18 protein-coding genes are annotated in these 22051 nt (G+C 69.9%); 14 read left to right on the top strand and 4 right to left on the bottom strand.

Annotation, left to right across the window (positions count from 1 at the left end; all coding sequences use genetic code 11):
* The 9 genes from OG963_RS04045 (at position 1) to OG963_RS04005 (ending at position 10758) form a co-directional block, all read left to right on the top strand.
* A complete protein-coding gene (locus tag OG963_RS04045; RefSeq protein ID WP_371798417.1) occupies positions 1-1524 on the top strand; it encodes an SCO6880 family protein in 1524 nt (507 codons plus the stop codon).
* The gene (locus tag OG963_RS04040; RefSeq protein WP_371798416.1) at positions 1524-3077 is read left to right on the top strand and encodes a type VI secretion protein; all 1554 of its coding nucleotides are present in this window, start codon (positions 1524-1526) and stop codon (positions 3075-3077) included. Before OG963_RS04045 ends, OG963_RS04040 begins: the two co-directional genes overlap by 1 nt.
* The gene (locus tag OG963_RS04035; RefSeq protein ID WP_371798415.1) at positions 3077-4804 is read left to right on the top strand and encodes a type IV secretory system conjugative DNA transfer family protein; all 1728 of its coding nucleotides are present in this window, start codon (positions 3077-3079) and stop codon (positions 4802-4804) included. Before OG963_RS04040 ends, OG963_RS04035 begins: the two co-directional genes overlap by 1 nt.
* Positions 4797-5309, top strand: coding sequence for a hypothetical protein (locus tag OG963_RS04030; RefSeq protein WP_371798414.1), 513 nt, complete (start codon positions 4797-4799; stop codon positions 5307-5309). Before OG963_RS04035 ends, OG963_RS04030 begins: the two co-directional genes overlap by 8 nt.
* A 155-nt stretch (positions 5310-5464) precedes the next feature.
* Positions 5465-7000 carry a hypothetical protein gene (locus tag OG963_RS04025; RefSeq protein ID WP_371798413.1) on the top strand — a complete coding sequence of 512 codons (1536 nt, stop codon included), beginning with the start codon at positions 5465-5467 and terminating at the stop codon, positions 6998-7000.
* A gap of 377 nt (positions 7001-7377) precedes the next feature.
* Entirely contained in the window at positions 7378-7785 is a 408-nt protein-coding gene (locus OG963_RS04020) for a hypothetical protein (protein WP_371798412.1), read from the top strand.
* Positions 7785-9344, top strand: a complete 1560-nt coding sequence (locus OG963_RS04015) for a hypothetical protein (RefSeq protein ID WP_371798411.1) — start codon at positions 7785-7787, stop codon at positions 9342-9344. Before OG963_RS04020 ends, OG963_RS04015 begins: the two co-directional genes overlap by 1 nt.
* A gap of 249 nt (positions 9345-9593) precedes the next feature.
* Positions 9594-9935: a hypothetical protein gene (locus OG963_RS04010; protein ID WP_371798410.1), complete on the top strand. Its 342-nt coding sequence runs from the start codon at positions 9594-9596 to the stop codon at positions 9933-9935.
* 238 nt (positions 9936-10173) lie between these two features.
* Positions 10174-10758, top strand: coding sequence for a TetR/AcrR family transcriptional regulator (locus tag OG963_RS04005; protein WP_371798409.1), 585 nt, complete (start codon positions 10174-10176; stop codon positions 10756-10758).
* Between the two features lie 95 nt (positions 10759-10853).
* Here the strand turns inward: OG963_RS04005 and OG963_RS04000 are convergent, their stop codons facing one another.
* Both OG963_RS04000 and OG963_RS03995 read right to left on the bottom strand, forming a co-directional pair.
* On the bottom strand, positions 10854-11906 hold the full coding sequence (locus OG963_RS04000; protein WP_371798408.1) for a glutaminyl-peptide cyclotransferase: 1053 nt from the start codon (positions 11904-11906) through the stop codon (positions 10854-10856).
* A 131-nt stretch (positions 11907-12037) separates the two neighbouring features.
* Positions 12038-12265 (bottom strand): hypothetical protein, encoded by a 228-nt coding sequence (locus OG963_RS03995; RefSeq protein ID WP_371798407.1) that lies wholly within the window; start codon positions 12263-12265, stop codon positions 12038-12040.
* Between the two features lie 278 nt (positions 12266-12543).
* On the opposite strand from OG963_RS03995, the gene OG963_RS03990 reads away from it, so the two are divergent.
* From OG963_RS03990 to OG963_RS03980, 3 genes are read left to right on the top strand one after another with little or no spacing between them, the layout of a single operon-like run.
* A complete protein-coding gene (locus OG963_RS03990; RefSeq protein WP_093929921.1) occupies positions 12544-13206 on the top strand; it encodes an SAVMC3_10250 family protein in 663 nt (220 codons plus the stop codon).
* 5 nt (positions 13207-13211) lie between these two features.
* A complete protein-coding gene (locus OG963_RS03985; protein WP_371798406.1) occupies positions 13212-17561 on the top strand; it encodes a protein kinase in 4350 nt (1449 codons plus the stop codon).
* A 47-nt stretch (positions 17562-17608) separates the two neighbouring features.
* Positions 17609-18277 (top strand): hypothetical protein, encoded by a 669-nt coding sequence (locus OG963_RS03980; RefSeq protein WP_371798405.1) that lies wholly within the window; start codon positions 17609-17611, stop codon positions 18275-18277.
* Between the two features lie 573 nt (positions 18278-18850).
* Here the strand turns inward: OG963_RS03980 and OG963_RS03975 are convergent.
* Positions 18851-19711, bottom strand: coding sequence for a MurR/RpiR family transcriptional regulator (locus OG963_RS03975; RefSeq protein WP_371798404.1), 861 nt, complete (start codon positions 19709-19711; stop codon positions 18851-18853).
* 95 nt (positions 19712-19806) lie between these two features.
* Here OG963_RS03975 and OG963_RS03970 point away from each other — a divergent pair, with 95 nt between their 5' ends.
* Together OG963_RS03970 and OG963_RS03965 are read left to right on the top strand one after the other, a co-directional pair.
* Positions 19807-20769 carry an N-acetylglucosamine kinase gene (locus OG963_RS03970; RefSeq protein WP_371798403.1) on the top strand — a complete coding sequence of 321 codons (963 nt, stop codon included), beginning with the start codon at positions 19807-19809 and terminating at the stop codon, positions 20767-20769.
* A 72-nt stretch (positions 20770-20841) separates the two neighbouring features.
* Entirely contained in the window at positions 20842-21606 is a 765-nt protein-coding gene (locus OG963_RS03965) for a sugar isomerase domain-containing protein (protein WP_371798402.1), read from the top strand.
* Between the two features lie 64 nt (positions 21607-21670).
* On the opposite strand, the gene OG963_RS03960 is transcribed toward OG963_RS03965, so the two are convergent.
* Positions 21671-21910 carry a hypothetical protein gene (locus tag OG963_RS03960; RefSeq protein ID WP_371798401.1) on the bottom strand — a complete coding sequence of 80 codons (240 nt, stop codon included), beginning with the start codon at positions 21908-21910 and terminating at the stop codon, positions 21671-21673.
* Positions 21911-22051 lie beyond the last annotated feature (141 nt).

The raw sequence follows: 22051 nt of genomic DNA, 5'->3' as shown, positions 1-22051 counted from the left end.
ATGACACACCCCATCACCTACAGCGGATGGCAGTCGGAGAAGTCCGGCTTCATGGGGCGGCTATCCGGGCCCGGTTTCGCCCTGGTCGCCGTGGCCTGCGCGCTGCTGCTCACCCCCGTTAACCTGTCCAGCTGGGCCGCAGCCGCCGCGTGCGTGCCGCTGGCTCTGCTGTTGCTTCTGCTTGCCTTCGGGCGGGTGAGCGGGCTGAGCGCCGATGAATGGATCCTTCTGGTAGTGAGGCATCAGATCGCCGTGGCAAGAAAACAGAACATCTTCTTCAGCGGGCCTTTCGCCCCCCGATCCGCCCGCACCGGCCACCAGCCGATGGATCTGCCAGGCACTCTTGCCCGGCTCCGCATCCTGGAGGCACCGGACGGTCTGGGAGGGCTCCTCGGTGTCGCACACGACCCGGTGTCCGGTACGTACACCGCGGTTGCCCGCGTCTCGTTCCCCGGCCTTGCGCTGGTGGACAGTGACAAGCAAGCGGCCCGGGTTTCCTCCTGGGCTGCGCTGATGCGCACGTTCTGCACCGAGGACTCGCCCATCACCCGCCTGTCCGTACACCAGCGATGTCTGCCCGACGACGGGGCTGCTCTGCGGTCATGGACCGCGCAGCACATCACCGCTGACGCCCCGGCAGCAGCGGTGAGCGCCCTGGCCGATGTCATGGAAGGCGCGGGCCCTGCGGCTACCTCCCGGGAGACGTACTTGTCCGTCACCCTGTCGGCGTCCCGGGCCCGTCTCGCCATCAAGGGCGCCGGCGGCGGCCAGGTCGGCGCGGCCGCTGTCCTGGTGCGCGAGCTGCATGCGCTGGGCGGGGCGCTGAGCACCGCGAGCCTGCAGGTCGTCGAATGGCTCTCCCCGCGGGGTCTGGCCCAGACCGTGCGCACCGCGTACGACCCCGACGCCCAGGTCGCACTCGCCAACGCTAACTCCGCTGCCCAGATCCTGGGATGGGAAGGCACCGAAGAAGGCGTCGACCCCGCCCTCGCCGGGCCCGCGGCCGCCGAGACCGGATGGGGCACCTACTGCCACGATGGGGCCTGGACGGTCACCTATCAGGTGCGTATCTGGCCGCAGGCCCAGGTGTACGCGACGTTCCTGCAGCCGCTGCTGCGCCCCCGGCGCAACGCTCGGCGCTCGATGAGCCTGGTCTACGAACCACTCGGCCCGCGCCGGGCCCGCCAAGAGCTCGCGAAGGAGAAGAGCAAGCGGTCCTCGGCCCGGCACCTGCGGGCCAAGACCGGCCGGGACGAGAGCGAGGACGAGCGCCGCGAGGTCAACCTCGCCCGCACCCAGGATATGGCCCGCGCGTCGGGCCAGGGCGTGGTGCGGATGACCGCGGTGCTGTCGGTGACCGTCACCGACCTGGAGGAGCTGGAGACGGCCTGCGCGGAGATGCAGGCCGATGCCGCGGCGGCCGGCCTGGAACTGCGGCGCATGTGGGGCGCCCAGGACGTCGGGTTCGCCGCGGGCGCACTTCCGCTTGGTCAGGGGCTGCCGGACCGACGGACGGGATTCTGATGGGCCGTCTCACCCGTCGCCGCACCGGCGACGACACCCTGCTGGAAGCCGCCGGGATCGGCGAAGCCACCGGCATCAACACGACGCTCGCCCCCGCTCCGGCCGGGCCGACGGCCGCCGAGCAGCGCGCTGCCCGTCGTCTCGAAGACGCCGACACGGTGATGCGGATCGCCCCGCGCAAGGGATGGGCGCACCCGTACGCGGGACGGTCCGCGTCCCTTCCCCGGACCGAAGTGGTGCGTGCCGATACCGGCAACGCGGCCGGTGCCTACCCCTTCCTGCACGCCGGGGCGCTGCCGCCGATCGGGGCATACATCGGTCACAACACCCTGACCACGCAGGCGTTCTCCGCGCATCCGGCGGTCTGGGTCCGTGAAGGGCTGTGCACCAACCCCAACGTCATGATCACCGGCATTCCGGGGTCGGGGAAGTCCGCGCACATCAAGGCCCTGTGCTTCAGGCTGATGGCGTTCGGCCACCGCACCCTGATCGCGGGCGACGTGAAGGGCGAGTACGCGGGACTGTGTCATCACCTAGGAGTCGAGCCGGTCCGGCTCGGCCCCGGCCTGCCCGGCCGCCTCAACCCGCTGGACGCCGGACCGCTCGGCGCGGGCCTCGACCGGATCACTGACTCGGCCGAACTCTGCAGCCGTCTGCAGGAAATCCACCGCCGCCGCCTGACGCTCCTCAAGGCCCTGCTGGAGCTCCAGCTCAAGCGGACGTTGGAGTCGCAGGAGGAAGAGGCCCTGGACGTCGCGGTGCGAGAGGTAACGGGCGAGCTGTACGGGCAGACCCGCCTCGCTGTGCCCACCCTGCCGCTGGTCTACGACAAGCTGCGCGACCCCACCGACGCGATGGCCAAGGAACTTCGCGTCCGCGACGGCGAAGTGCAACGGACCCGCGAGCAGATGGCCACCATTCGCTCGGCGCTCGGCTCCATGGTCAACGGCCATCTGGGAGGGCTCTTCGACCAGGAGACATCCATCGGCCTGGACTGGGAGGCCCCCATCCAGTCCGTCGACATCTCCGCCCTGGAACAGTACGGCGACGAGACGGTCGCCATGGTGCTGTCCTGCGTCTCTTCCTGGGCACAGGCGGCGATCGACCGGCCCGGCCAGCGCCCGTGGGTCGTCGTACGCGACGAGTTGTGGCGCCAGATGCGCAGTGGCGGCGCTGCCATGGTTCGCAAGATCGATGCCGACCTGCGCCTGAGCCGGGCGACCGGCACCATCCAGCTCCTGGCTACCCACCGCTTGTCCGACTTCGAGAGCGTGGGGGCGGCCGGCTCGGAGGCCGTGGCGATTGCCAAGGACCTCATCTCCTCCTGCGAGACCCGGATCCAGCTCGCCCAGGACACCCGCCCGCTGCAGATCACCCGAGAGGCGATCGGACTCACCGACGCCGAATGCGACCTGATCGGCTCCTGGGGTGCCGCCCAGCGCGGCCGCGCCCTGTGGAAGGTCGGCCGCGGCGGCGGTTCGCATGCCGTCCAGCTGGTGCTCTCCCACATCGAGCAGAAGTTGTTCGAGACCGATGAGCGGATGGTCGTGTGATGGCGACGGGGAAGAGCGGCCCGTCCGCCGCCATGGACGACAACACCCTGCTCGCCGCCTACGGCGCGGGCGCACTGGTCTCGGTCAGCGGCGCGGTGCTGCTGGCCGCACCGCTCGCATCCCTGCTGTCCGGACGCGGATGGGCGACGCGCACCAGCAGCGTCCCCGCGACCGTCCTCACCGCCCTCGTACGCGGACCTGGCGCAGCTTACGACCCGGCCCCGCCCACCTGGCTGTTCTACGTACTCACTGTTCTTCTGGTCGTCGCTGTCCTCGTCCTGGTCGTCAAAGCCGTCAGCCTCCTCGACCGCAGCGGCCGCACCGGCGGAGCACAGTGGGGCGGCGCGAAGGTGGAACGCAAGCTCTCCGCACCCCAGGACCCGGTCAGGCGCGCCAACCGGATCACCGCCGGACGCGGGATGCGGACCAAGAAGATCGTCGCCGCCCAGCCCAACATCTCCGCCACGGTATTCGGGGTACCCGGGTCATCGAAGACGACCGGGCTGGTGCTGCCGAACGCAGCCGAGTGGCAGGGACCCTTGATCGTGACGAGCACCAAGGCCGCCGACCTGGACATCATCTACGCCCGGCGCCGGCATTTCGGCCCGGTGTGGGTGATCGCCCCCGCCGGGATCCCCGGCCGCACCACCCACAAATGGTCCCCGGTGGACTACTGCGCCGACGCCAAAGCAGCCGACAGGATGGCCGCATGGATGGCAGAGGCCTCCGCCTCCGGCGACGACAAGCGCGCCGCCCCCTGGATCGACCAGGCCAAGAGCGTCCTCAAGGGCGTCCTGCTCGCCGCGAGCCTCTCGGGCGGCGGCGTGAGCGTGATGCGCCGCTGGCTGGGCCTGGGCAAGGACGCCGTCGACCATGTCCGCGCCGTCCTGCTGCAGCACGGCTACACCGAAGTTGCCGACGACTACGCATCCCCCTGGCTGCGCCTCCACGAAGACGGCATCGGCAGCATTCAGTTCAGCCTTAACGTGCTGGCCCGGGTCTACGCCGACGAAGAAGTCCACGAAACATGCTCGGGCACCGACTTCACCGTCGAGGAGCTCCTGGACCAGAACGGCACCGTCTGCCTCATCGCGTCCGAAGCCGACGCCGAACGCTTCGCCCCGCTACTGACCTCGATCATCGCGTCGATCATCCACGGCGCCGAAGTCCGCTACAACACCACCGGAAATCCCCTGAACCCGTCCCTTGGGGTCATGGTCGACGAGGCCGGCAACATGCTGCGCTACCCGAGACTGCCGAACATCTTGACCACCGGCCGCGGGATGGGAATCGACGTCCTGACGGTGTGGCACGACCTGTCCCAGCTCCGCGACCGGCTTGGCACCCAGAAGGCCAACACCGTGCTCTCCGCGAGCGGTCTGCGGATGCTGCTGCCCGGCTGTGGCGATCTGGAGACCCTGCGCTACTTCTCCGGCCTGTACGGACGCACCGAGGTGATGCGGACCTCCCACGGCCGCTCCCGCGGGGAGTACTCCACCAACACCTCCGCCACCGAGACCGACCTCGCCCCGGTCCACTCCCTGCAGCAGCTGCCGGACTTCACCGCGATCGCCCAGTACTCCAACCAGCCCCCGATCAAGGTCAAGATGCGGCTCACCTTCCGCGACAAGGACCTCAAGAAGCTGCTGGCCGCCCCCGTTCCTCCGGCAGGGACGGTCAGCTTCACCACGCCCGCCGCACCCGGGAAGGCCGGCACCCGTGTCTGACGCGCTCGACAACCCCGCCTCTCTGTGGCCGGCACCGGCCGCCGCCAAGCCCGAGCCTCAGCGGTGGGTGTGGGCTGCCATGGACCCGCCCGAGCGGCGTGCCCGGATGCGAGAACTTGCGATCTGGGTCGACTGGCTGCGCCGCACCTTCGAACTCCACAACAACATCCCACCCTGCTGGTACCGCCACCCACCCGTCGTCGAGCACCTGACCGCCCTGTACGTGGGCTGGCTGCGTACCCATGCCGGCGAACAGCCAGCTGGCCGGGAGCTCGCCGAGGCCGACTGGATCAACACGCTGCACAACCTCACGCCCCGACTGCAGCTGGCCGCCTGCGCCAGCGGCCGCCACCAGGACCCGCCACCGCTGGTGGCGCCACCGCCCGGCGCCGACGAGGCCTTCGAGCTGTACCTGCTCACCGCCGACACGACTACGGCCGCGGCCGCACATCCGGCCGCGGCGGAACTCGCACGACGTACCGCTGGACTGCAGGCACCGCTGTAGCGGCGCTGCAGGCCTATACACACGCGAGGGGGCCTGCGTACGCATCCCGCTACATACCGAAGAAGCCACTCAGGAGCGCGACGACGTCCCGGAGCGCGCCGAACTGCCCTCGCGGGCTCCTGCCCGTGACATCCGACCGTACGGAGGAAGCCTCCATGGCCACACCCACAGAACCGGCCTCGGCGACCGCCGAATCCATCCGAGCGGCCGTCGAGACATACCGGGTCAGCCAGCCGCCCGTCCCTGTTCTGCAAGTGGCGCAGCCAGCCCCGTTGGAGGCGCGGGCGCGGGCGAATGCCGAGGCGGCGATGCCTGAAGCGCAGCGCGAGCTTCCGCTGTGGACCGGCAACGACCTCCCGGACGGAGCGGGATGGACTGCACGCGACGGGGTCCTGTACGACGGCTACGGTGCCCCGACATGGAAGCTGAAGGCCCCCACGGGCGCTCAGGGCACGGCGCGAGCGCTGGTGTCTCAGGCTGCACCGGCCGCTGCTTTCCCGGAAGCGGGCCGCACCGGGGACGCCTGCGATCCCGGGGACCTGTGGGCCGCCGACCTCATCGAGCCAGTGGACCTGCCTGAGGCGCTCGAGCGGGTGGAGGAGGCATGGGCCGACATTGTCCCGCCCGACCTGGGTAGCGCCCAGGACCTGCGCGCCGCCGTCGACAACGACCTGCGCATCCTGGAGCAGCAGTGGAGGCGAACCGTGCCCGGCCCACAGGACGCTACGGACAGTGTGGGTCCGCAGTCCGCGCCTGCCGCGTCTGCCCCTGTCAGTACGGCCGATGCCCGGCAGGCGGCCGCCGCAGTCAACACCGCCCTGCAGGAGGCCGACCGCCATGCTCCGTCGCTCAAGGACTCGCCGGAGTGGCAGCAGCTGCAGACCGTCCGCGGCGCTGCCGCCCATCTGTGGGACGTCATCAAGGAGAAGGCCGGCCCCTACTTTGAGCGGCTGGCCGACGACATTCGTGTCCAGGGGTTTTGGCGCACGGTCTCCGCCCGTTCCTGCGAGACCATCGCCCGCTGGGCGCAGGCCGGGGCCGACTGGCTGCGCAGCGGCGCCAAGCGCCTGGACCTGCCGACCGCCGAGGTGCTGCTCAAGGTCTCCGATGCTGCCCTGGCCTACAGCAGTCCGCTCAGCGAGCGGCCCGACGCTGACACCGTGGACGCCGCCCAGAACCAGAATCTTGCCGAGATCCGCCAGTTGCGCAGCACACTGCGGTCCAACGCCCCGCTGCCGTACGCCACCCGGGACGAGGCTGTGAAGGCCTCGCGAGAGATTGCCCGGGCTTTCCAGGCATGGGTGGACACCGACATGGGCAAGGAGCTCAGCGCTTCCCCGCACCGGCGGGTAGCGCAGTTCCGCGAGGTTTGGCAACAGCTGCCGCCCTCGGAGCTGCCTGCCGGTCCCGGGTTGGCGGCCGGGCCCTACAGTGCGGTGGCCGAACACGCGCAGGGGATCGTGGAGCGGGCCCGGGTTCAGCCGGGCCGGTTCAGCCCGGCCGTCCTCACCGCCCTGGAGACGCTGGCTGGTCTTGCCGCGCACCACGGCGGACGGCTTGCGGTAACCCTGCCGCCGGGTCTCACCGGCCCCGCCGCCCCGGCCGAGGCCGGCCAGAAGAGTGCGCCGCGCCCCGCCGTGGCGACCCCGGGGTCGGCCGCCCGGACGGGTGCGCCCCGTCTCTCGACCTGAGCCCGTTGCCCCCACTGAGCACCGAAGGAGAATGCGTTGAGCACGACGGACGAGCCCGCAGGCACGGTGGTGGAGGCGGTGAAGCTCGAAGCGCCGCTGCTACCGCTAACTACGGACCCCGGCATTCTGGAGCGTGAGGCTCGGCTCCTGCAGGCGGAGGGCGCTGCCCGACGCCTGGCGCAGCCGCTGCAGGAGGCACCTCAACATGAGAGCTCACCAGTTTCAGACCGAGTACCACGGACGGTGAGATCCGGGTGTCCTTTCAACCGGATACGGCGTTGTCCACAGAGACCTCTCTGTCCACAGGGGCTAGGAGCTTCGCCGGAGACGGTGTCACGATTGCCATATACACACATTTCACGGAGGGGATCGGGGCCATGACCGCACAGCTGAACAGAGTGAGCGAAGCGCTGTCGGAGTCGGACGCATACACGGTTCTGTCCGGCGCATGGGATGCGCTGGATCTCGTGGGCCGTCTCGCGGACGCCATCGCTTGGGACGAGGCGAGCGACGAACTGCAGGCGCTCGTCGTTGCGCAGGAATGCTTCACCGCCCGGGATCTGCTGCCCGTGCCGGAGACGGGCGGTCCCCTCAACCTGGCAGAGATCGAGCCCGGAACGGCCGGCCTTGCTCCCTACATCGGCCTGCTCGATCGGACCCATGGGGCGCTTGTTCGCCTCGCCTCGGCGGGGGACAGCAGCACAGGCGCGCAGAGCAGCCTGAGCGAGGCGGCCCGACACGCGTCCGCCGCGCGGGAGGCTCTCACGACGGTTAGGGAGCAGTAGTGGCCACTCTGGAAGAGCTCTTCGATACGGCCAGCGCGCATCTTCGAGCCGCGACCGAGCAGCCCGTCGCGGCTGACCGGGCAGCCGTAAGCCGCCTCTTAGACCAGTTCCTGGCGGATCTGGCTGCGGGGCTCAGCATCATCGACGACGCCTCGCCGGCGAGCGACCTCCGGTTCCACCTCGACCAGGCCCGTGATGCATTGCAGACAGCCCAGCGACTGCTGCCGCCCCCGGCGCTGAACTCGTCCGGCTCGGCGGGGGACGGCATCGCGGGCGCGACCGCAGCCGTCAACGCGGTGCGTGACGTCATCGAGAGCCATCACGGGCCCAACCGCGTCCCGTTGACCGCTTACGCCTATGCGTTCAGCACCCATCCCGCTCGCGACTACCTCGCCCGACGGTCCGCCGAACTCGCGTGGGAGGCAAACCGGATCGCTCTCACCTTGGGGCGGGACATCGAGGACCCCGGTGTTGAAGCAGCCTTCGCCGATGTCCGGTCATCGCTGGCCAAGGCCGCGGTATTCGGCCAGGAGGGGACCCGTAACGCCGACTGGGGGATCGCGGCTTTCTCGCTCGCACTGCCCGTCGAGCCGGTCCAGGCGCACGGCAGCGACGACACCCGGGATGTCCCTGAGCGCCTGGCTGAGGACTGCGACCGGCTGTCCCGGGCCGCGTTCGACACCCTGCACGACCGATCCGGACACCGGCTGAGCGGATCCGACCTGCAACAGCTCTCCCGCTGGACAGCTATGGGACGCCTGCTGTCGGGCCGATTGCTGTTGCGCGTCGCCGAGCAGCTCCCGGACCCGGCGATCGCTGCAGTTCAGCGGGAGGCAGCCGGAGCCCTGCGGAGTTCCGCGCAGGCGTGGCAGCAGTCTGCGGCCGCGTGGCATCGGATTGTGGACCTGGCCGACCCCCGGGCCCATCCCAAACTGCCGCCGCCCAGCTATGACATCGTCCGCCGCGGCCAGGTGGTCCGCCTGCCGCAGGTCGTCCCCCACCCGGCCACAGTGATCGCCTATACGTCGGCTGTGCGGGTGGGGCAGCTGCTGTTCGGTGCGCAGTGGCGACCGGACGGAGCAGGACGCCCCGAAGCGCGGCCGGTTCGCGACATTCTGGACGACGTGCGGGGCGCGGGCGGTCTGGCGGCAGTGCTGTACCGACTGCCTGCCACCGGGTGGCAACTGGCCGCAGCCGCGCCGCTGGCGGTGGAACGGGCACAGAGCGGACTGGTCACCGATTCCGTCGAGCATCGACCAGGCCCGGACCATCCAGGACAGCGGCGCTTCTACCCCGTTCACCACCGGCAATTAGAATCGCTGACCGGCGCGTACCGGACTGTGCTGCAGGCCGAGCAGACTGCTGCGGCAGCACTGCTGGAGACGGCACGCCAGGTCGGAGCAACTGTCCCGCGAGCTCTCCTCGATGCCACCGCGCACCGCAACATCGCGGCACAGCAGCAATGGGGTGAGGCACAAGCGCCGCCTCCCGCCGTACGAGCGGGGAGCCCAGTGCTGCGCACGCAGCCATCTGCACAGCGGGGAGGATTCCGTCTGTAGCTCGTGCCTGGCTGATTCGCCCCCTGCAGATCGGCGGGATTGCTCGTCGCAGCGCGGCGTTCTGCCGGTCAGAGCAGGCATGCTGGGCACGGATGCACAGGCGTTGCGAAATCAGCTAGTGCCGTCCTTCACATTCAGCAGCCCAATGAGATGCGGCCCCACAACCGCCTCGTGTGGGTGATGTCCCATGTGCCGTCCGCACTTCTGCGACGGAGAGCCGTTGACCCGGGCATGCGAAGAATCATGTGTATGACAGTTGGTGTCGTACTACTCGTGTCGGCCCCGACGTTCGCGGAGGCCGACAGCAAGGCCAGTTCCGTTGAGACTCACCGATGTACGCGGAGCAAGGACTACTGCATCGTCATCAGATACACCAAGGCGTCGCCCCACCGGGTACCGCTGATCATCGCCCACAAGGTGTCGGGCAAGAAGGGGCACGCCTACTGGGCCCGGTGGACGTACAGGAAGTCCGGCGGGGGCTCGAAGGTCAGCGGTTGGAAGAAGTCCAGCTGGACCGGCGACAACGGCGGGGCGCCCGGCGTTGCAGTGGAGACTCTGTGGGGTCATAGCGGACGGGCGGGCCGAAGCTGACCAAGGGGACGGTCTGTACCCAGTTCAAGGGCTCGAAGCAGAAGGCATGCTTCTGGCTCGACTGACGCGGCGACTTACCAGTCGTTCGCCCTCCATGGACCGCCCGCACTAGCGGTGCAGTGGTGCGGGCGGTCCAGCGATACGTGGATCTCCTCGCCCGGCGTATATTCAGCGGCTCGGACGCACAGTCACTTCCGCCGCGAAACGGAAGGAGATCGACCACGGGGTCGAGATCGACTTGGCGTTGCTCGGTCCCAGGGACGGCGTGAACCGCGTCGAGCGTAAGGTGTACCGGGTGTACGCCGCCACCACGGTCGACGACATCGCGACTGCGGCGGGCACCACGCGAGGGACCGTCTACGCATACTTCCTCTCCCGCAGTGAACTGATGAGGGCACTCATCGACGAGCAGCTCAACGAGGCACTGCAGCGGGTCGGCTCCCCCGAGCACGGCTCGACGGCGCAGGAGCTCGTCGCCACGGTCGTCGACGGGACGCCGGAGGCGATCACAGCGTGGCTTCGGCGAACCGCCGACAGCTGGCCGGCCATCCGACCCATCATCCTAGCCGGCCGCGACGCCGCGGTGGTCGATCCAGAACTCACCGACCTGGTCGAGCGATGGATGGGGGAGGCCATCAGCGACATCGAGGACGGACTGAAGACGGCTGGGCGCCTCGAGCCCCATCAACGCCACTTTCGGGGCGTTCTTGCGATGGCCCAGCTCGACTTCGTCGCCCAGAACGGGGATCGTGATGACCGGAAGTTGACGCGTAATCAGATGCTCGATGAGCTCAGCGCCAGCTGGGTACAGCTACTGACCTGACCTGACCTGACCTGACCTGCCCTGACCTGACCACGCCCGCGGGGGACCGCTTGAACAGCGCGGCCCTGCCCTCCGTCGAATGCCGACGAGGGCGGTCACTTTGCCACAAAGCTGACCTTGAACATGCGGGGCCAGAGCTTGCCTGTGATCAAAAACAGCTTGGTTCCTGGCAAGGCGGCGATGCCGTTGAGTGCTTGGGCTCCGCTGCGTTCGGATGGGGTCAGGAGTCCGGTGGCGTCGATGTGTGCGGTGACGGTGCCGGTGCTGGGGTCGATGCGCACGATCGTGTCCGTCGGGTACACGTTCGAGTAGACGAAGCCGTCGGGCGCGCATTCCAGTTCGTTGAGCCCTGTCACGGGTTGGCCGTCCTGGCGCACGTCGATGCTGCCTGTTGCCTTGAAGGTGCTGGGGTCGCGGAAGGTGAGCCGGTCGGTGCCATTGCTCATTACGAGCTGGTGCCGCCCGGAGAAGCGATGGTGGCACAGGCCCCAGCCTTCGCCCTGGTAGGTGAAACGGCGACGTTCTGCGAGTGTGGTGGGGTCGCGCTCGATGGCGATGCCGTTTCGCCAGGTCAGTTGCCAGAGTTTGTCGCCGGACAGGGTGATGCCCTCGCCGAACAAGGGTGCCTTCAACTCGGCGTACACGGCGGGCGGCTTGCCTGGCCGTCCGGCTCGCAGCGAGGAGCGGCCGACCAGGCCCGTGCTCTCGTAGAGGCTGTCGCCGCGGAACTCCAGGCCCTGAGTGAAGGCTTGCGGGTCGTGGGGGAGGGTGTCTCGCACTTCCGCTCGCAGCAACGGCACCCCGTGCGAGTCGGCCCCGAGGTGTACCTGGCGGCTGGTTGCGGTCACGTCCTTGCCGCCGGGGCCGCACGCTGTGACAGTGCCGGGGAGCAGCGCCCCGACCAGCATCGCCCACACGACCGCCCGCGGGAGGTGAGGATGCCGTTGAGGTTGGCCGACAGGATCGATCCCCCATCGCCGTTTCCCCCGTTGCAGGTGCCGCCGGTGACGGTCGTCGGATTGGTCGCGGTGGCCGACTCGCTGCCGCCGCCGGAGACGGTGACCGTGTTGATGAACGTGCAGGGCAATGCCCACAAGCACGCACAGCGTCCAGAGCGCCGTCCACTGGGCCAACCGGTGAATATTCATGAGCCCCTTTCTTGTTCTGCGGAGTGCCCAGTGGTTCGGATACCGCACCCGTCAGGGGCGAGCGGGATCAGGCATGATGCCTGGTCAGGCAACGGGACTCGGCTACGTCGATGACGGGGCAGAGAACGTTTTCACCCGATCGCCCGGGCGAACACCGGCTGAACGGGCGCATGGGATGCCACAGGGTGCCTCGTGGCCACCGTCAGCGCGCCACGGCTGGACTCGATCGAGGATCGGTGGACAAGCATGCGAAACTCCTGGCGGATACGGATGATCTCGGTCGAGAACTCGTCCACCCGGAGCTTGCCGTTGCGCAGAAGCGTCCAACTTGCGGCCGCCATAGCGGTGTCGGAATGCATTCACTGATGCCCGGCCCCACCTGCACCAAAGCCGCACATGACGATTGAACCTGGATCATCCTTGACGACGGTCCCCCTCGAACTCGGCGGCCCGCGCCGAACACAGCCCGTTCCCCAGGGCCTTTGCATGATCGCGACTTGGCCTCCTGAACGTGCGCGTCATCCCGATCGGAGCGCGGCCACCGCAACCTCACGGTGCCCGACCCAAGCATCTGATGGCTCGCATCGGACCGTGATCGCTACGCTGGGGCAGGTCAATGCCTGGGAGGGAGCTGGCAATGTCGTTCAGCTACTACGTTTACGTCAGCGACAGCAAGATCGACATGCTGTTGCCGCAGATCGACCCCAGGTTCGGGGCGAAGCGCCAGACCGAGTTGGGCGTGAATCTCACGGTGCTGTCGGCGAAGCGAACGACCGAGGGCCCGTCCGACGACCGGATCCGTCGGCTGGAGACCGTCGTCGGGTACCTGCGCGATCACGGTGATCTCGGCTCGGTGGACGAGCCGGGTCAGTTCTTCTGGGGGCTGCTCCCGATGCGCTGGGGGGCGTTCCCCGGCGATCCCACGTCCTCACTGGTGTTCTTCGGCGGGCGGAGCGAGAACACGGTCGTCGGGCTGGGTGGCTCGTACAAGCACGTGTGGGACTCCGTGCCGGACGCCGATGCGCGCGGGGTGGGGCGCTCGATGATGTCATCGATGCTCGACGGGCTGGGAGTCACTTCGGAACTCGAGGACGAGTACGTCGCCGACGCGGTGGACGGCGACCTCGACCGCGCCGACCGCGCCGCGCTCGCCCGGGTGCAGGGCGCCGTGGCGAGCCTGCGGTGGCCGGCGCAGAACGTCGAGTTCGTGGCCAAGCGCCTGCTGCACGGCGACAGCCCGGACGGCACGGCCAGGTCGGTACTGCTCGGGACACCGGTGTACGTCGCCACCGTCGACTGACGACGATGGCGACATGGCGCCGCGGGGACCTGATCCTCGACCTCTACGAGGTCCTGGACGTGGTGCGCACCGGCGGCATGGGACTGGTGCACCGGGTCCGGCACCACGGCTGGGACATCGACCTGGCGGTGAAGACCCCTCGCCGGGCACTGATCCGCTCGCCGGACGCGATCCGGGACTTCGAACGGGAAGCCGAGGTGTGGGTCGGGCTGGGCCTGCACCCGCACATCGCGAACTGCGTCTACGTCCGCACCCTGGACGGAGTGCCCCGGGTCTTCGCGGAGTGGGCGGACGGCGGCAGCCTGGCCGAAGCCGTCCGGAGCCGGAGCCTGTACGGGACCGACCCCCTGGGATCGGTGCTGGACGTCGCCATCCAGTCCGCGTGGGGACTCGACCACGCGCACGAGAACGGGGTCGTGCACCAGGACGTCAAGCCCGCCAACGTGATGCTCACCCGGGACGGCACGGTCAAGGTCACCGACTTCGGCATGGCCCGGGCCCGCATGGCCACCGGGCAGGTCGCAGGGGACGCGGATCCGTTCGTCAGCCGCGGCGGTCTGACTCCCGCGTACTGCTCGCCCGAACAGGCGCGGTCACCGGGCGGGCTCACAACGGCCACGGACACCTGGTCCTGGGCGGTCACCGTCCTCGAAATGTTCCTCGGCCGACCACCGGACCCGGACGGGACCGCGGCGGGCGGCGTCTTCGACGGCTTCGCCCGCTCCGGGGCCCCGGACGCGGTCCTGCCGGTGCCGGCCGAGGTGGCGGACGTGCTGCGCGAGTGCCTCACCGAGGACCCGGCCGCGCGGCCCGCCCGGCTCGGGCCGCTCGCGGAGCGCCTGATCCGGGTGCACGAGCGGCAAGTCGGCCCGTACCCCCGGCGCGCTCCGGCGGCGGCCACTCTGCTCGCCGACGGCTTGTCCAACCACGCGCTGTCCATGCTGGACCTCGGCCTCCGCGACAGCGCGGAGGAGCTGTGGACCCGGGCGCTTCGGGCGGATCCGCACCACCCGCACGCCCGCTACAACCGCGGGCTGCACCGATGGCGGACCGGGGTGATCACCGACGCCGAACTGGTCGACGAACTGGAGTCCGTGCGGTTCGGGGATCCGGGCGACGGTGTCGGGGAGTACCTGCTCGCGCTCGTGCACCGAGAACGCGGCGATCCGGTCGCGGCGGCCGCGCTGCTGCGGGACACGGACGCGCGGACGCCCGGCGATCCGCAGATCGCCGACGCGCTCGCGTCGGTCGAACACGCACCCGCCCCCGCGCAGTCGGTCCTGCCGGGGGAACACGAAGACCGGATCGTCGCCCTCGCGTTGACCCCGGACGGCCAGGTCGCGGTCTCGGCCGACAGCTCCGGCGGGCTGCGGATCTGGGACGTCCCGACGAAGGAGTGCCGGCAACAGTTCCAGCTCGAGAAGTATCGTGCCTCGGCCGTGGCGGTGCGCGACGACGGACAGCTCGTGGTCGTCGGCGGGGGCGTCGGACGGGCACTCGTGCTCGACCTCGAAGCCGCGGCCGGGTTCGAACTGCCCGGCCACCCCAGCTGGGTGGGCCTGGTCGCGCTGACGGCGGACCAGCGGCACGCGGTCACCAGCGGCTTCGAAGGGGAAACCGTCACCTGGGACCTCGAGACGCGCGAACCCCTGGACGTCCGGCAGTTCGAGAGCAAGGCGGACGTCCTCGGGGCCCAGGGCACCCTGTGCTCCGTCATCGACTACCAGCGCCACACGAACTCCGTGTACGACGTCCGCACGGGCGAGCTGGTGCACCGGTTCGACCGCACCGTGATGTCGGCGCGGTTCAGCGGCGACGGCCGCCTCGCCGTGGTCGACCTCGGCAGCACGGACGTCCGCCTGGTCGATCTCGAGTCCGGCGAACCCCGGCGGGAGCTGAAGACCGGCTTCGGCCGGGTCGCCGTCAATTTGGACGGGACGGTCGGCTTCTCCAGCGGTGGCCGGGACGAGCCGTCGAGAGTGTGGGACCTGGGCAGTGGCCGGTGCCGCCTGTCCCTGGACCCGACGCCCGCCACCAAGGAGGTCGTGCTCAGCGCGGCCGGGCGGGTTGCGGTCACCGCCGAGGGGAAGTCCGTGCGGGTGTGGCACCTGCCGCCCGCGGGCCCGCCGGCCCCGTGGAGCTACGTCCGCCCGCACGAAGCCCCGGACGTCGCCGCCACCGCCGCCCGGGCGGCCGCGCTGCTGGCGGAGGCCGCCACGCTGGCCGGCACCGGACGGCTCGACGACGCGGCAGGTCTGATCCGCGCAGCCCGCGCGCTGCCCGGGCACCGGCGCCATACCGAGCCGGTGCGTCTCTGGCGTCGCCTCGGTGCCCTCGGCCGCCGTACCGAGCTCGTCGACGCCTGGGCCGCGGGCCGAATCGTCCCGGAGGACGGCCGGTCGTGGGCCCTGGAGTTCAGCGGCCGCAGCCCCACCGTGCTCGCCCGTGCCGGGAACAGCGCCGAAGCGTGGGTCTTCGACGTCGAGACCGGGCAGCTGCTGCACACGCTCAGCCTGCACACCGGCCACATCAGTGCCGTGGCGATGACCGTCGACGGCCGGCTCGCGGTGTCCGGGGGCGAGGACGGCCGGGTCGTCGCCTGGCACCCGCGCGACAGGCGGATCGTGCAGCTGTTCACCAGCCCCCGCGACCATGTGTACTACGTCGCGGTCAGCGAGGACGGCCAAGTGGCCCTCTCGGGAACCGCCGACGGCCTTGTCACGGCCTGGGACATCGGTAGCGGCCGGACCATCGGGCGCTGGGAGGCGCACCCGGGGGCGGTGCTGGGCGTGGCCGTCAGCGCTGATCACCGCTACGGGCTCTCGCGCGGCCAGGACGTCAGCGTGAAGATCTGGGATCTACGCGAAGGCGAGCGCCGGTGGGTGCTGCGCGGGCACCACGAGTGGATCGGCGCCGCGCGGCTGAGCGACGACAGCCGGTTCGTGGTCACCGGTGGCGCCGACGCAGCGGTGCGGGTCTGGCGGACCGCCGACGGACAGTGCGAGGTGGTACTCACCGGGCACACGGACGCCGTGGTCGACGTCCTGCCCAGCCCGGACGCCCGACGGCTGCTGTCCTGCTCGGTGGACGGCACCGTCCGGCTGTGGGACGTCGTGGCTGCGCGCTGCGTCCACGTCCTGGCCGGGCACGTAGGCATCGTGCGGAGTCTGGCTGTCACACCGGACTTCCGGCTCGCGGCGTCGGGTGGGGAGGACCGGAAGGCTCGGTTGTGGGACCTCACGACCGGGCGGCAACTGCGCGCCTTCACCGGCTTTTCGGACGCGGTCACGCACGTCGCGCTGGCCCCCGACGGCACCCTGCTCCTGGCCGGCGACGAGCACGGGCGCCTGCTGACCTGGGCCCTGGACTGGGAATACGACTTCGGCTCGGCGACCGGCTCCCTGCGGCCGGAGGCCGAGCCCGCGCTCGACGAGCTGCGGGCCGAGGTCGCCGTTCCGCTGCCTTCCCGCGACGACAGCCGCCCGGCGCTCGTCGAGGCGTTCGCCCGCCTCGGCGACCGGCAGCGGCACGCCGTCACCCGCACCCTGGAGCTCGCCGGCGAACTGGACAAGATCGTTTCGCGCACCGATACCGGCTATCGGCTGTACGTGCGGTTCGTGGCCGAGGACGCGGCGAGCCGGGAGCCCACACAGATACCGAGCACGGCCGAAGGGCTCGCGCTGCTGCTGCGACCGGAGGCAGAGCTGAACCGGTCAGAGGAGTTCTGGGCCGGCTACTTCGCCGAGCAGCTCCAGGACGACCTCGTCACGCTCGCCGAGGCCGCCCCGGTCCTGCACCGGGAGGGGGACCTGGCCGCGGCCGAGCACGCATGGCAACTCGTCGTCGATGTCCGCTCCCACCTCTGGGACGCCGGGCACGTCGACACCCAGGGCGCGATGCTCGGCTGGGCCGCGGTCCTCACCGACCTGCACCGGGAGCCGGAGGCCCTGGCGCTGGTCCGGGCGGTGACCGGAGAGCGCGCACAGGACCTGGGGCCGGACCACCCGGCCACCCTGGAGGCGACCGCGGCGCTCGCGTCCCTGCTCTCGGCGAGCGGCGAACAGGCGGAAGCGGAACGGATGTACGCCGACCTGCTGCCCCGGCTCGTGAGACGCTTCGGCCGCGACGACGGCCGGACGCTCGACGCTCGGGTGGGCCTGGCGCGGGTGCACCACCGGCTCGGGCGACCGGGCGACGCCGAGCCGGTCCTGCGCGAGGTGCTGGCGAAACGGCGGCTGCGGCTGGGCGACGACCACCCGAAGACGCTCGCCGTCCAGACCGAACTGGACGACGTGCGGGGGCAGGCACCGACGCCGGAGAAGCCGGCGCGGCGGCGATGGAGGAGGCAGCGATGATCCCGGGTCGGTCCAGTATCGAAGCCCTGATCACCGGCAAGGTGTTCATGGGCGAGATCGGGGCGTTCTTCCCCGTGAGCATGACGTTGCGAGGCGACGAATTCGCGGCCGTGTTCATGATGCGCGCCAGTCAGCTCGGGCATCGGACCACCGGGCCGTACACGCCCGACCGGCCACCGGCCGACGCGATGAACTGGGCTCAGCTGCGGACGGGGATAGGCATGGCGGGGCGCTTTCCCTCCTTCCGGATCGACGCGAGCGGCCTGTGGCCGCGCATCCACGTCGAGCTGCTCGGCACCGCCGTTCGCGGGCTGATCGTGATGCCGGAGGAAGTGACCGCGGAGTCGGTGAACGCGCCTTACCTCGGCGAGTGGCAGGAGCAGATCTCTTCCACGGTGCGGATCGCGCTCGACTGGATCACCGGCTGGCTCACGGCCTGTCACCACCAGGCCGGCGGCACCGAGCCGTCGGTCGACCTCGATCTGGTCTATCGACCGGACGACGATTACGAGACCGGCCTCGCCCAGGTCGACGAGCGGCTGCGGGAGCTCATTCCGCCAGTGCGCCCGGTCCTCGAGCTGCGCTGGCGTTCTGTCAGCCCGGCCCAGCGCAAGGCCTTCGCGAAGAACCTGAAAGGCGCCCGAAGGATCGGGACCCGGTCCGACCGGCGACTGAGCTGCCGGATCGGCGGTATCGAGCTGGAAGTGCCGGGCTGAGGAGACCCGTGAACGCTTTCCAACATCACGCTGCCGAGCAGAAGTTGAAAGCGCCGACGCAACGACGAGCTCCTGGTGGACAGGTTCTCGACCAAGGTCACCCGTGTCGGTTCGCGGCGCCCACGGGGTGGGTGTGCAGGGTGTCTGGTGCTTGGGGCGGACTGTGCTGTGCTCGAGTTCCGGGGGAGGGGCGAAGACGTCATCGCCACCCTGTCCCGTGCATCTGCCGTCGACCGTAAGCATTTCGTTTCGGGGTTGGTGAGGCCGACTGGTGATGTCACGCAACACCGCCACATGGCGACGCCCGACAACTGCACGCCCTCGACTTCGCCTACGACTGCGGCGGGCTCGACAAGCGCGCCACCGACATCCTTTCCGTCAACGGGGCCACGGTGGGCGAAGGCTGCATCGACAAGACGATGGGCCGACTCGCTCGCCGGCGAGATGGCGGACGTGGCATGGACGCGTGGTCACCGGTCACCGTCGCCTATGGCCCGTGGCACAACGACTTCACCGGCAAGATCACGGTCAGGCACTACGGAACGTTCGGCGCAACTTGCACGGGACCGCGCCTCACGTCCGGCGGCGCGGCCTCGCCGCATGTTCCTCGGAGATGTGCGCCGTAAGGGCGATCGACGCAGTGGCCCGGTCGTAGGAGAGCTGGGCCACCCGCGCGTAGAGACAGTCGATGATCAGCAGTACGGAGTGGCGCGAACCGAAGCCGCCGTGCCGGAAGCTCGTTTCCGCCGAGGTCGACGCGAGGTGAATTCCTGCGGCCTGGGCGGCCGGTGAACGCGGGTCCGAAGTGATGGCGATGGTCGTGGCCCCGCGCTCGGCAGCCAGCTGAAGAGGGCTCAGCACCTCACGCGTACTGCCGGAGTGCGAGAGCGCGACCGCGACGTCGGCGGGCGTCAGCAGGGACGCCGAGGTCTCCGCGGCGTGCACCTCGGTCCAGCCCCTGGCCTGGCAGCCGATACCGAACAGACGGGCTTCTGCCTCACGGGCCAGGACCCCGGACGTGCCCACTCCGTAGACGTCGATGCGGCGGGCCCTGACCAGGACCCGAGCCGCACTCTCGAGTGCGTTGCGGTCCAGCCGTTCCACGGTGCCGCGCAAGGCTTGGAGATCGGCGTGTGCGATGACGTCGACAACCTGGTCCAGGCTGTCGTCGGGACCGATGTCCGGTCCCAGCGGGCGTTCCTGCGGGAGCTGCCCCTGCTCCTTGGCGAGTTCGAGCAGCAGCGCCTGGTACGAGTCGAGTCCGAGGGCTTGGCAGAAGCGAGTGACGGTCGCCTGCGAGGTCCCGGTGCGCCGGCCGAGGTCGGCCGCCGACGTGTGGGCCAGAGCCGCCGGATCGGCCAGGACCTGCTCGCCGACCTTGCGCAGCGAGACGGTCAGCCTGGGCAGCTCGGAGTGGATCAGGTCTGTGATCACGGCGGACTCAGCTCGATTCGACGCGGTGGCGCGCAAGTGAATTCGGGTTCGGAAGATCTCTTGTCCGGACGTGACTCTACCAACCACTATGCAGCGTGATTTCTGAATCCTTCGAACAACCTCTGGTGATCGGAATCGACGCGGGCGGCACCCGGGTGCGGGCGTATTGCGCCGATGCGAGAGGCCGCGTGGTCGGTATGGGCGACAGCGGCCCCGGCAATGCACTCAGTGTGCCGCCTGCCGATCTCGTACGGCACTTGGCCCAGGCTATGCGCACCGCCGCACCGGAGGGAGTGCGTAGCGGGGTGACGGCGGTGGCGGCCGGGTTCGCGGGCGCAGGGCTTGGGCGCGGACGAAACACCGCGGCCTCGTGTCTGGCCGAGGCCCTTGAAGCACTGGACATCGGCGCCGCGGCGGCCGAGGTGTACGGGGACGCGGACGTCGCCTTCGCCGCGGGGCCGGGGGCCCCCGTCGACGGACTCGTCCTCATCGCCGGGACCGGCGCGATCGCCGGCCGGGTGGTGGGGCGGCGCTGCGCGCAGACCGTGGACGGGCACGGCTGGCTGCTCGGTGACAAGGGCAGCGGGTTCTGGCTCGGCCGGGAGGCGGTACGGGCCGCCGTGCTTGCGCTCGACGGGCGGGGGCCGTGGGGACCACTGGTCGGATCGGTGCTGGAACAGGTCACTCCCGACAGTCCGGATGCCGGCCTGCCGCCGGCTGTGCGCACTCGCCTGAGAGACGCCATCGCGGACTGGGCCTACTCCCGGCCTCCGGTGGCGCTGGCGCGGCTGAGTCCCCTGGTGGTCGCGGCCGGGGCCGATGGCGATCCGACGGCGCGGTCCCTGCTCGACCGGGCCGCCGATGAACTGGCCGACAAAGTCGGCGCGCTGGCCCCGCGCAGCGGCGAACTCCTCGTGACCACCGGGGGACTGATAGGACCCGAGGGGCCCCTGGCGGAGCGCCTGGTGGAACGCGTGAGGCCGATGGGGCTGCGCGTCGCCGCTGTGCGCGACGGCGCTGCAGGGGCCGTGGCGCTGGCCCGGCTCTTGACGCGATGAGATAGCTGGTTCATTGTTTCATTCGAATCGACGGCTATTGAATCCATCAATCACACGAGAGTGGTGATCCCCATGGCCGAACCACAGATCAGCGCGACGCTCTTCGCCGACCGGGCGCGCGCGTCGCTGGACGGAGCGATCGACACCAACGCGGCCGCGGTGGCCGCCGCCGCCCGGCTGTTCGCGGACTGTGTCGCCGCGGACGGAGTGATCCACGCGTTCGGCACGGGGCACTCGCAAGCCACCGCACTGGAGATTGCCGGGCGTGCGGGCGGTCTCATCCCCACCAACCGGATGAGCCTCGCCGACCTCGTGCTGCGGGGCGGCGAGGACCGTGCAGTGCTCGACGATCCCCTGCTCGAACGCCGACCAGGACTCGCCGCCCGGCTCTACGAACTGAGTACCCCGCGCCCGCAGGACCTCTTTGTGATCATCTCGAATTCGGGGGTCAACAACTCGATCGTCGATCTCGCCCAGTTGGTGAGGGGCGAGGGGCATCTGCTGGTGGCGCTCACTTCGCTGGAGCACACCCGTTCGGTCCCCGCCCTGCATCCCAGCGGGCAACGGCTCGCCGACCTCGCCGACGTGGTGCTCGACAACTGCGCGCCCGCCGGTGACGCGCTGCTGCCGCTGCCCGGCGGCGGCACTTTGTGCGGGGTGTCCACCATCGTCTCGGCCACGCTGGTGCAGATGGTATTGGCCGAGAGTGTCGCCCTGCTGATGGCCGGGGGGCACGAGGTGCCCGTCTACATCTCTGCCAATCTGCCGGGCGGCTTCGAGCGCAACGCGAAGCTGGAAGCCCACTACGATGGGCGGCTGCACCGCAACGGGTATTGACCTCCCCGCCACCTACAACGGTCTCCCGTCAGGCAAGGACGGGAACCGATGTAGGTGGGGCCGGTCAGTGAATGTCGACAGACAGCCCGGTGGATCTTCTGCTCGACGCTGAGGCCACCCGCGGGTGGGTGGCCGGGTTCGGGTCGTGCATCAGTCGGCGTGCCAGCCGCTCCTGCACATATGCATGCAGCCGTTTGTTGACCATCGGCTTCGGCGTCTTCGGATACCGTGCCATCAGCTCCGGCTTCCAGTGCGCGGGGCCACGAGTGCCGGTCGATTCGACCTCGAACGTGTTGCGCCGCAACTCCCGGGAGACGGAACATGCGTCGAGGTATCGATGCCAGATGTTGCCTGACGAGATGAATAGTTGGCCCTCGTGGATCTGTCATTCAGCTGTGCCGTCGACTTCGCGGCCGGCGAGTATCAGACCTCCGGTGCGGTCTGC

It is taken from the genome of Streptomyces sp. NBC_01707 (genome assembly GCF_041438805.1).
Classification (GTDB): Bacteria; Actinomycetota; Actinomycetes; order Streptomycetales; family Streptomycetaceae; genus Streptomyces.
The sequence above is the reverse complement of the archived record's forward strand: the minus strand, read 5'-3'. Positions and strand labels throughout refer to the sequence as shown.

Coding starts and splice junctions, on each gene's coding strand:
- OG963_RS03985 (WP_371798406.1), top strand. CDS start 13,212: ATGGCGACATGGCGCCGCGGGGACCTGATCCTCGACCTCTACGAGGTC.
- OG963_RS04045 (WP_371798417.1), top strand. CDS start 1: ATGACACACCCCATCACCTACAGCGGATGGCAGTCGGAGAAGTCCGGC.
- OG963_RS03995 (WP_371798407.1), bottom strand. CDS start 12,265: ATGCATTCCGACACCGCTATGGCGGCCGCAAGTTGGACGCTTCTGCGC.
- OG963_RS04035 (WP_371798415.1), top strand. CDS start 3,077: ATGGCGACGGGGAAGAGCGGCCCGTCCGCCGCCATGGACGACAACACC.
- OG963_RS03965 (WP_371798402.1), top strand. CDS start 20,842: ATGGCCGAACCACAGATCAGCGCGACGCTCTTCGCCGACCGGGCGCGC.
- OG963_RS04010 (WP_371798410.1), top strand. CDS start 9,594: ATGACAGTTGGTGTCGTACTACTCGTGTCGGCCCCGACGTTCGCGGAG.
- OG963_RS04020 (WP_371798412.1), top strand. CDS start 7,378: ATGACCGCACAGCTGAACAGAGTGAGCGAAGCGCTGTCGGAGTCGGAC.
- OG963_RS04000 (WP_371798408.1), bottom strand. CDS start 11,906: ATGAATATTCACCGGTTGGCCCAGTGGACGGCGCTCTGGACGCTGTGC.
- OG963_RS03990 (WP_093929921.1), top strand. CDS start 12,544: ATGTCGTTCAGCTACTACGTTTACGTCAGCGACAGCAAGATCGACATG.
- OG963_RS03980 (WP_371798405.1), top strand. CDS start 17,609: ATGGGCGAGATCGGGGCGTTCTTCCCCGTGAGCATGACGTTGCGAGGC.
- OG963_RS04025 (WP_371798413.1), top strand. CDS start 5,465: ATGGCCACACCCACAGAACCGGCCTCGGCGACCGCCGAATCCATCCGA.
- OG963_RS04040 (WP_371798416.1), top strand. CDS start 1,524: ATGGGCCGTCTCACCCGTCGCCGCACCGGCGACGACACCCTGCTGGAA.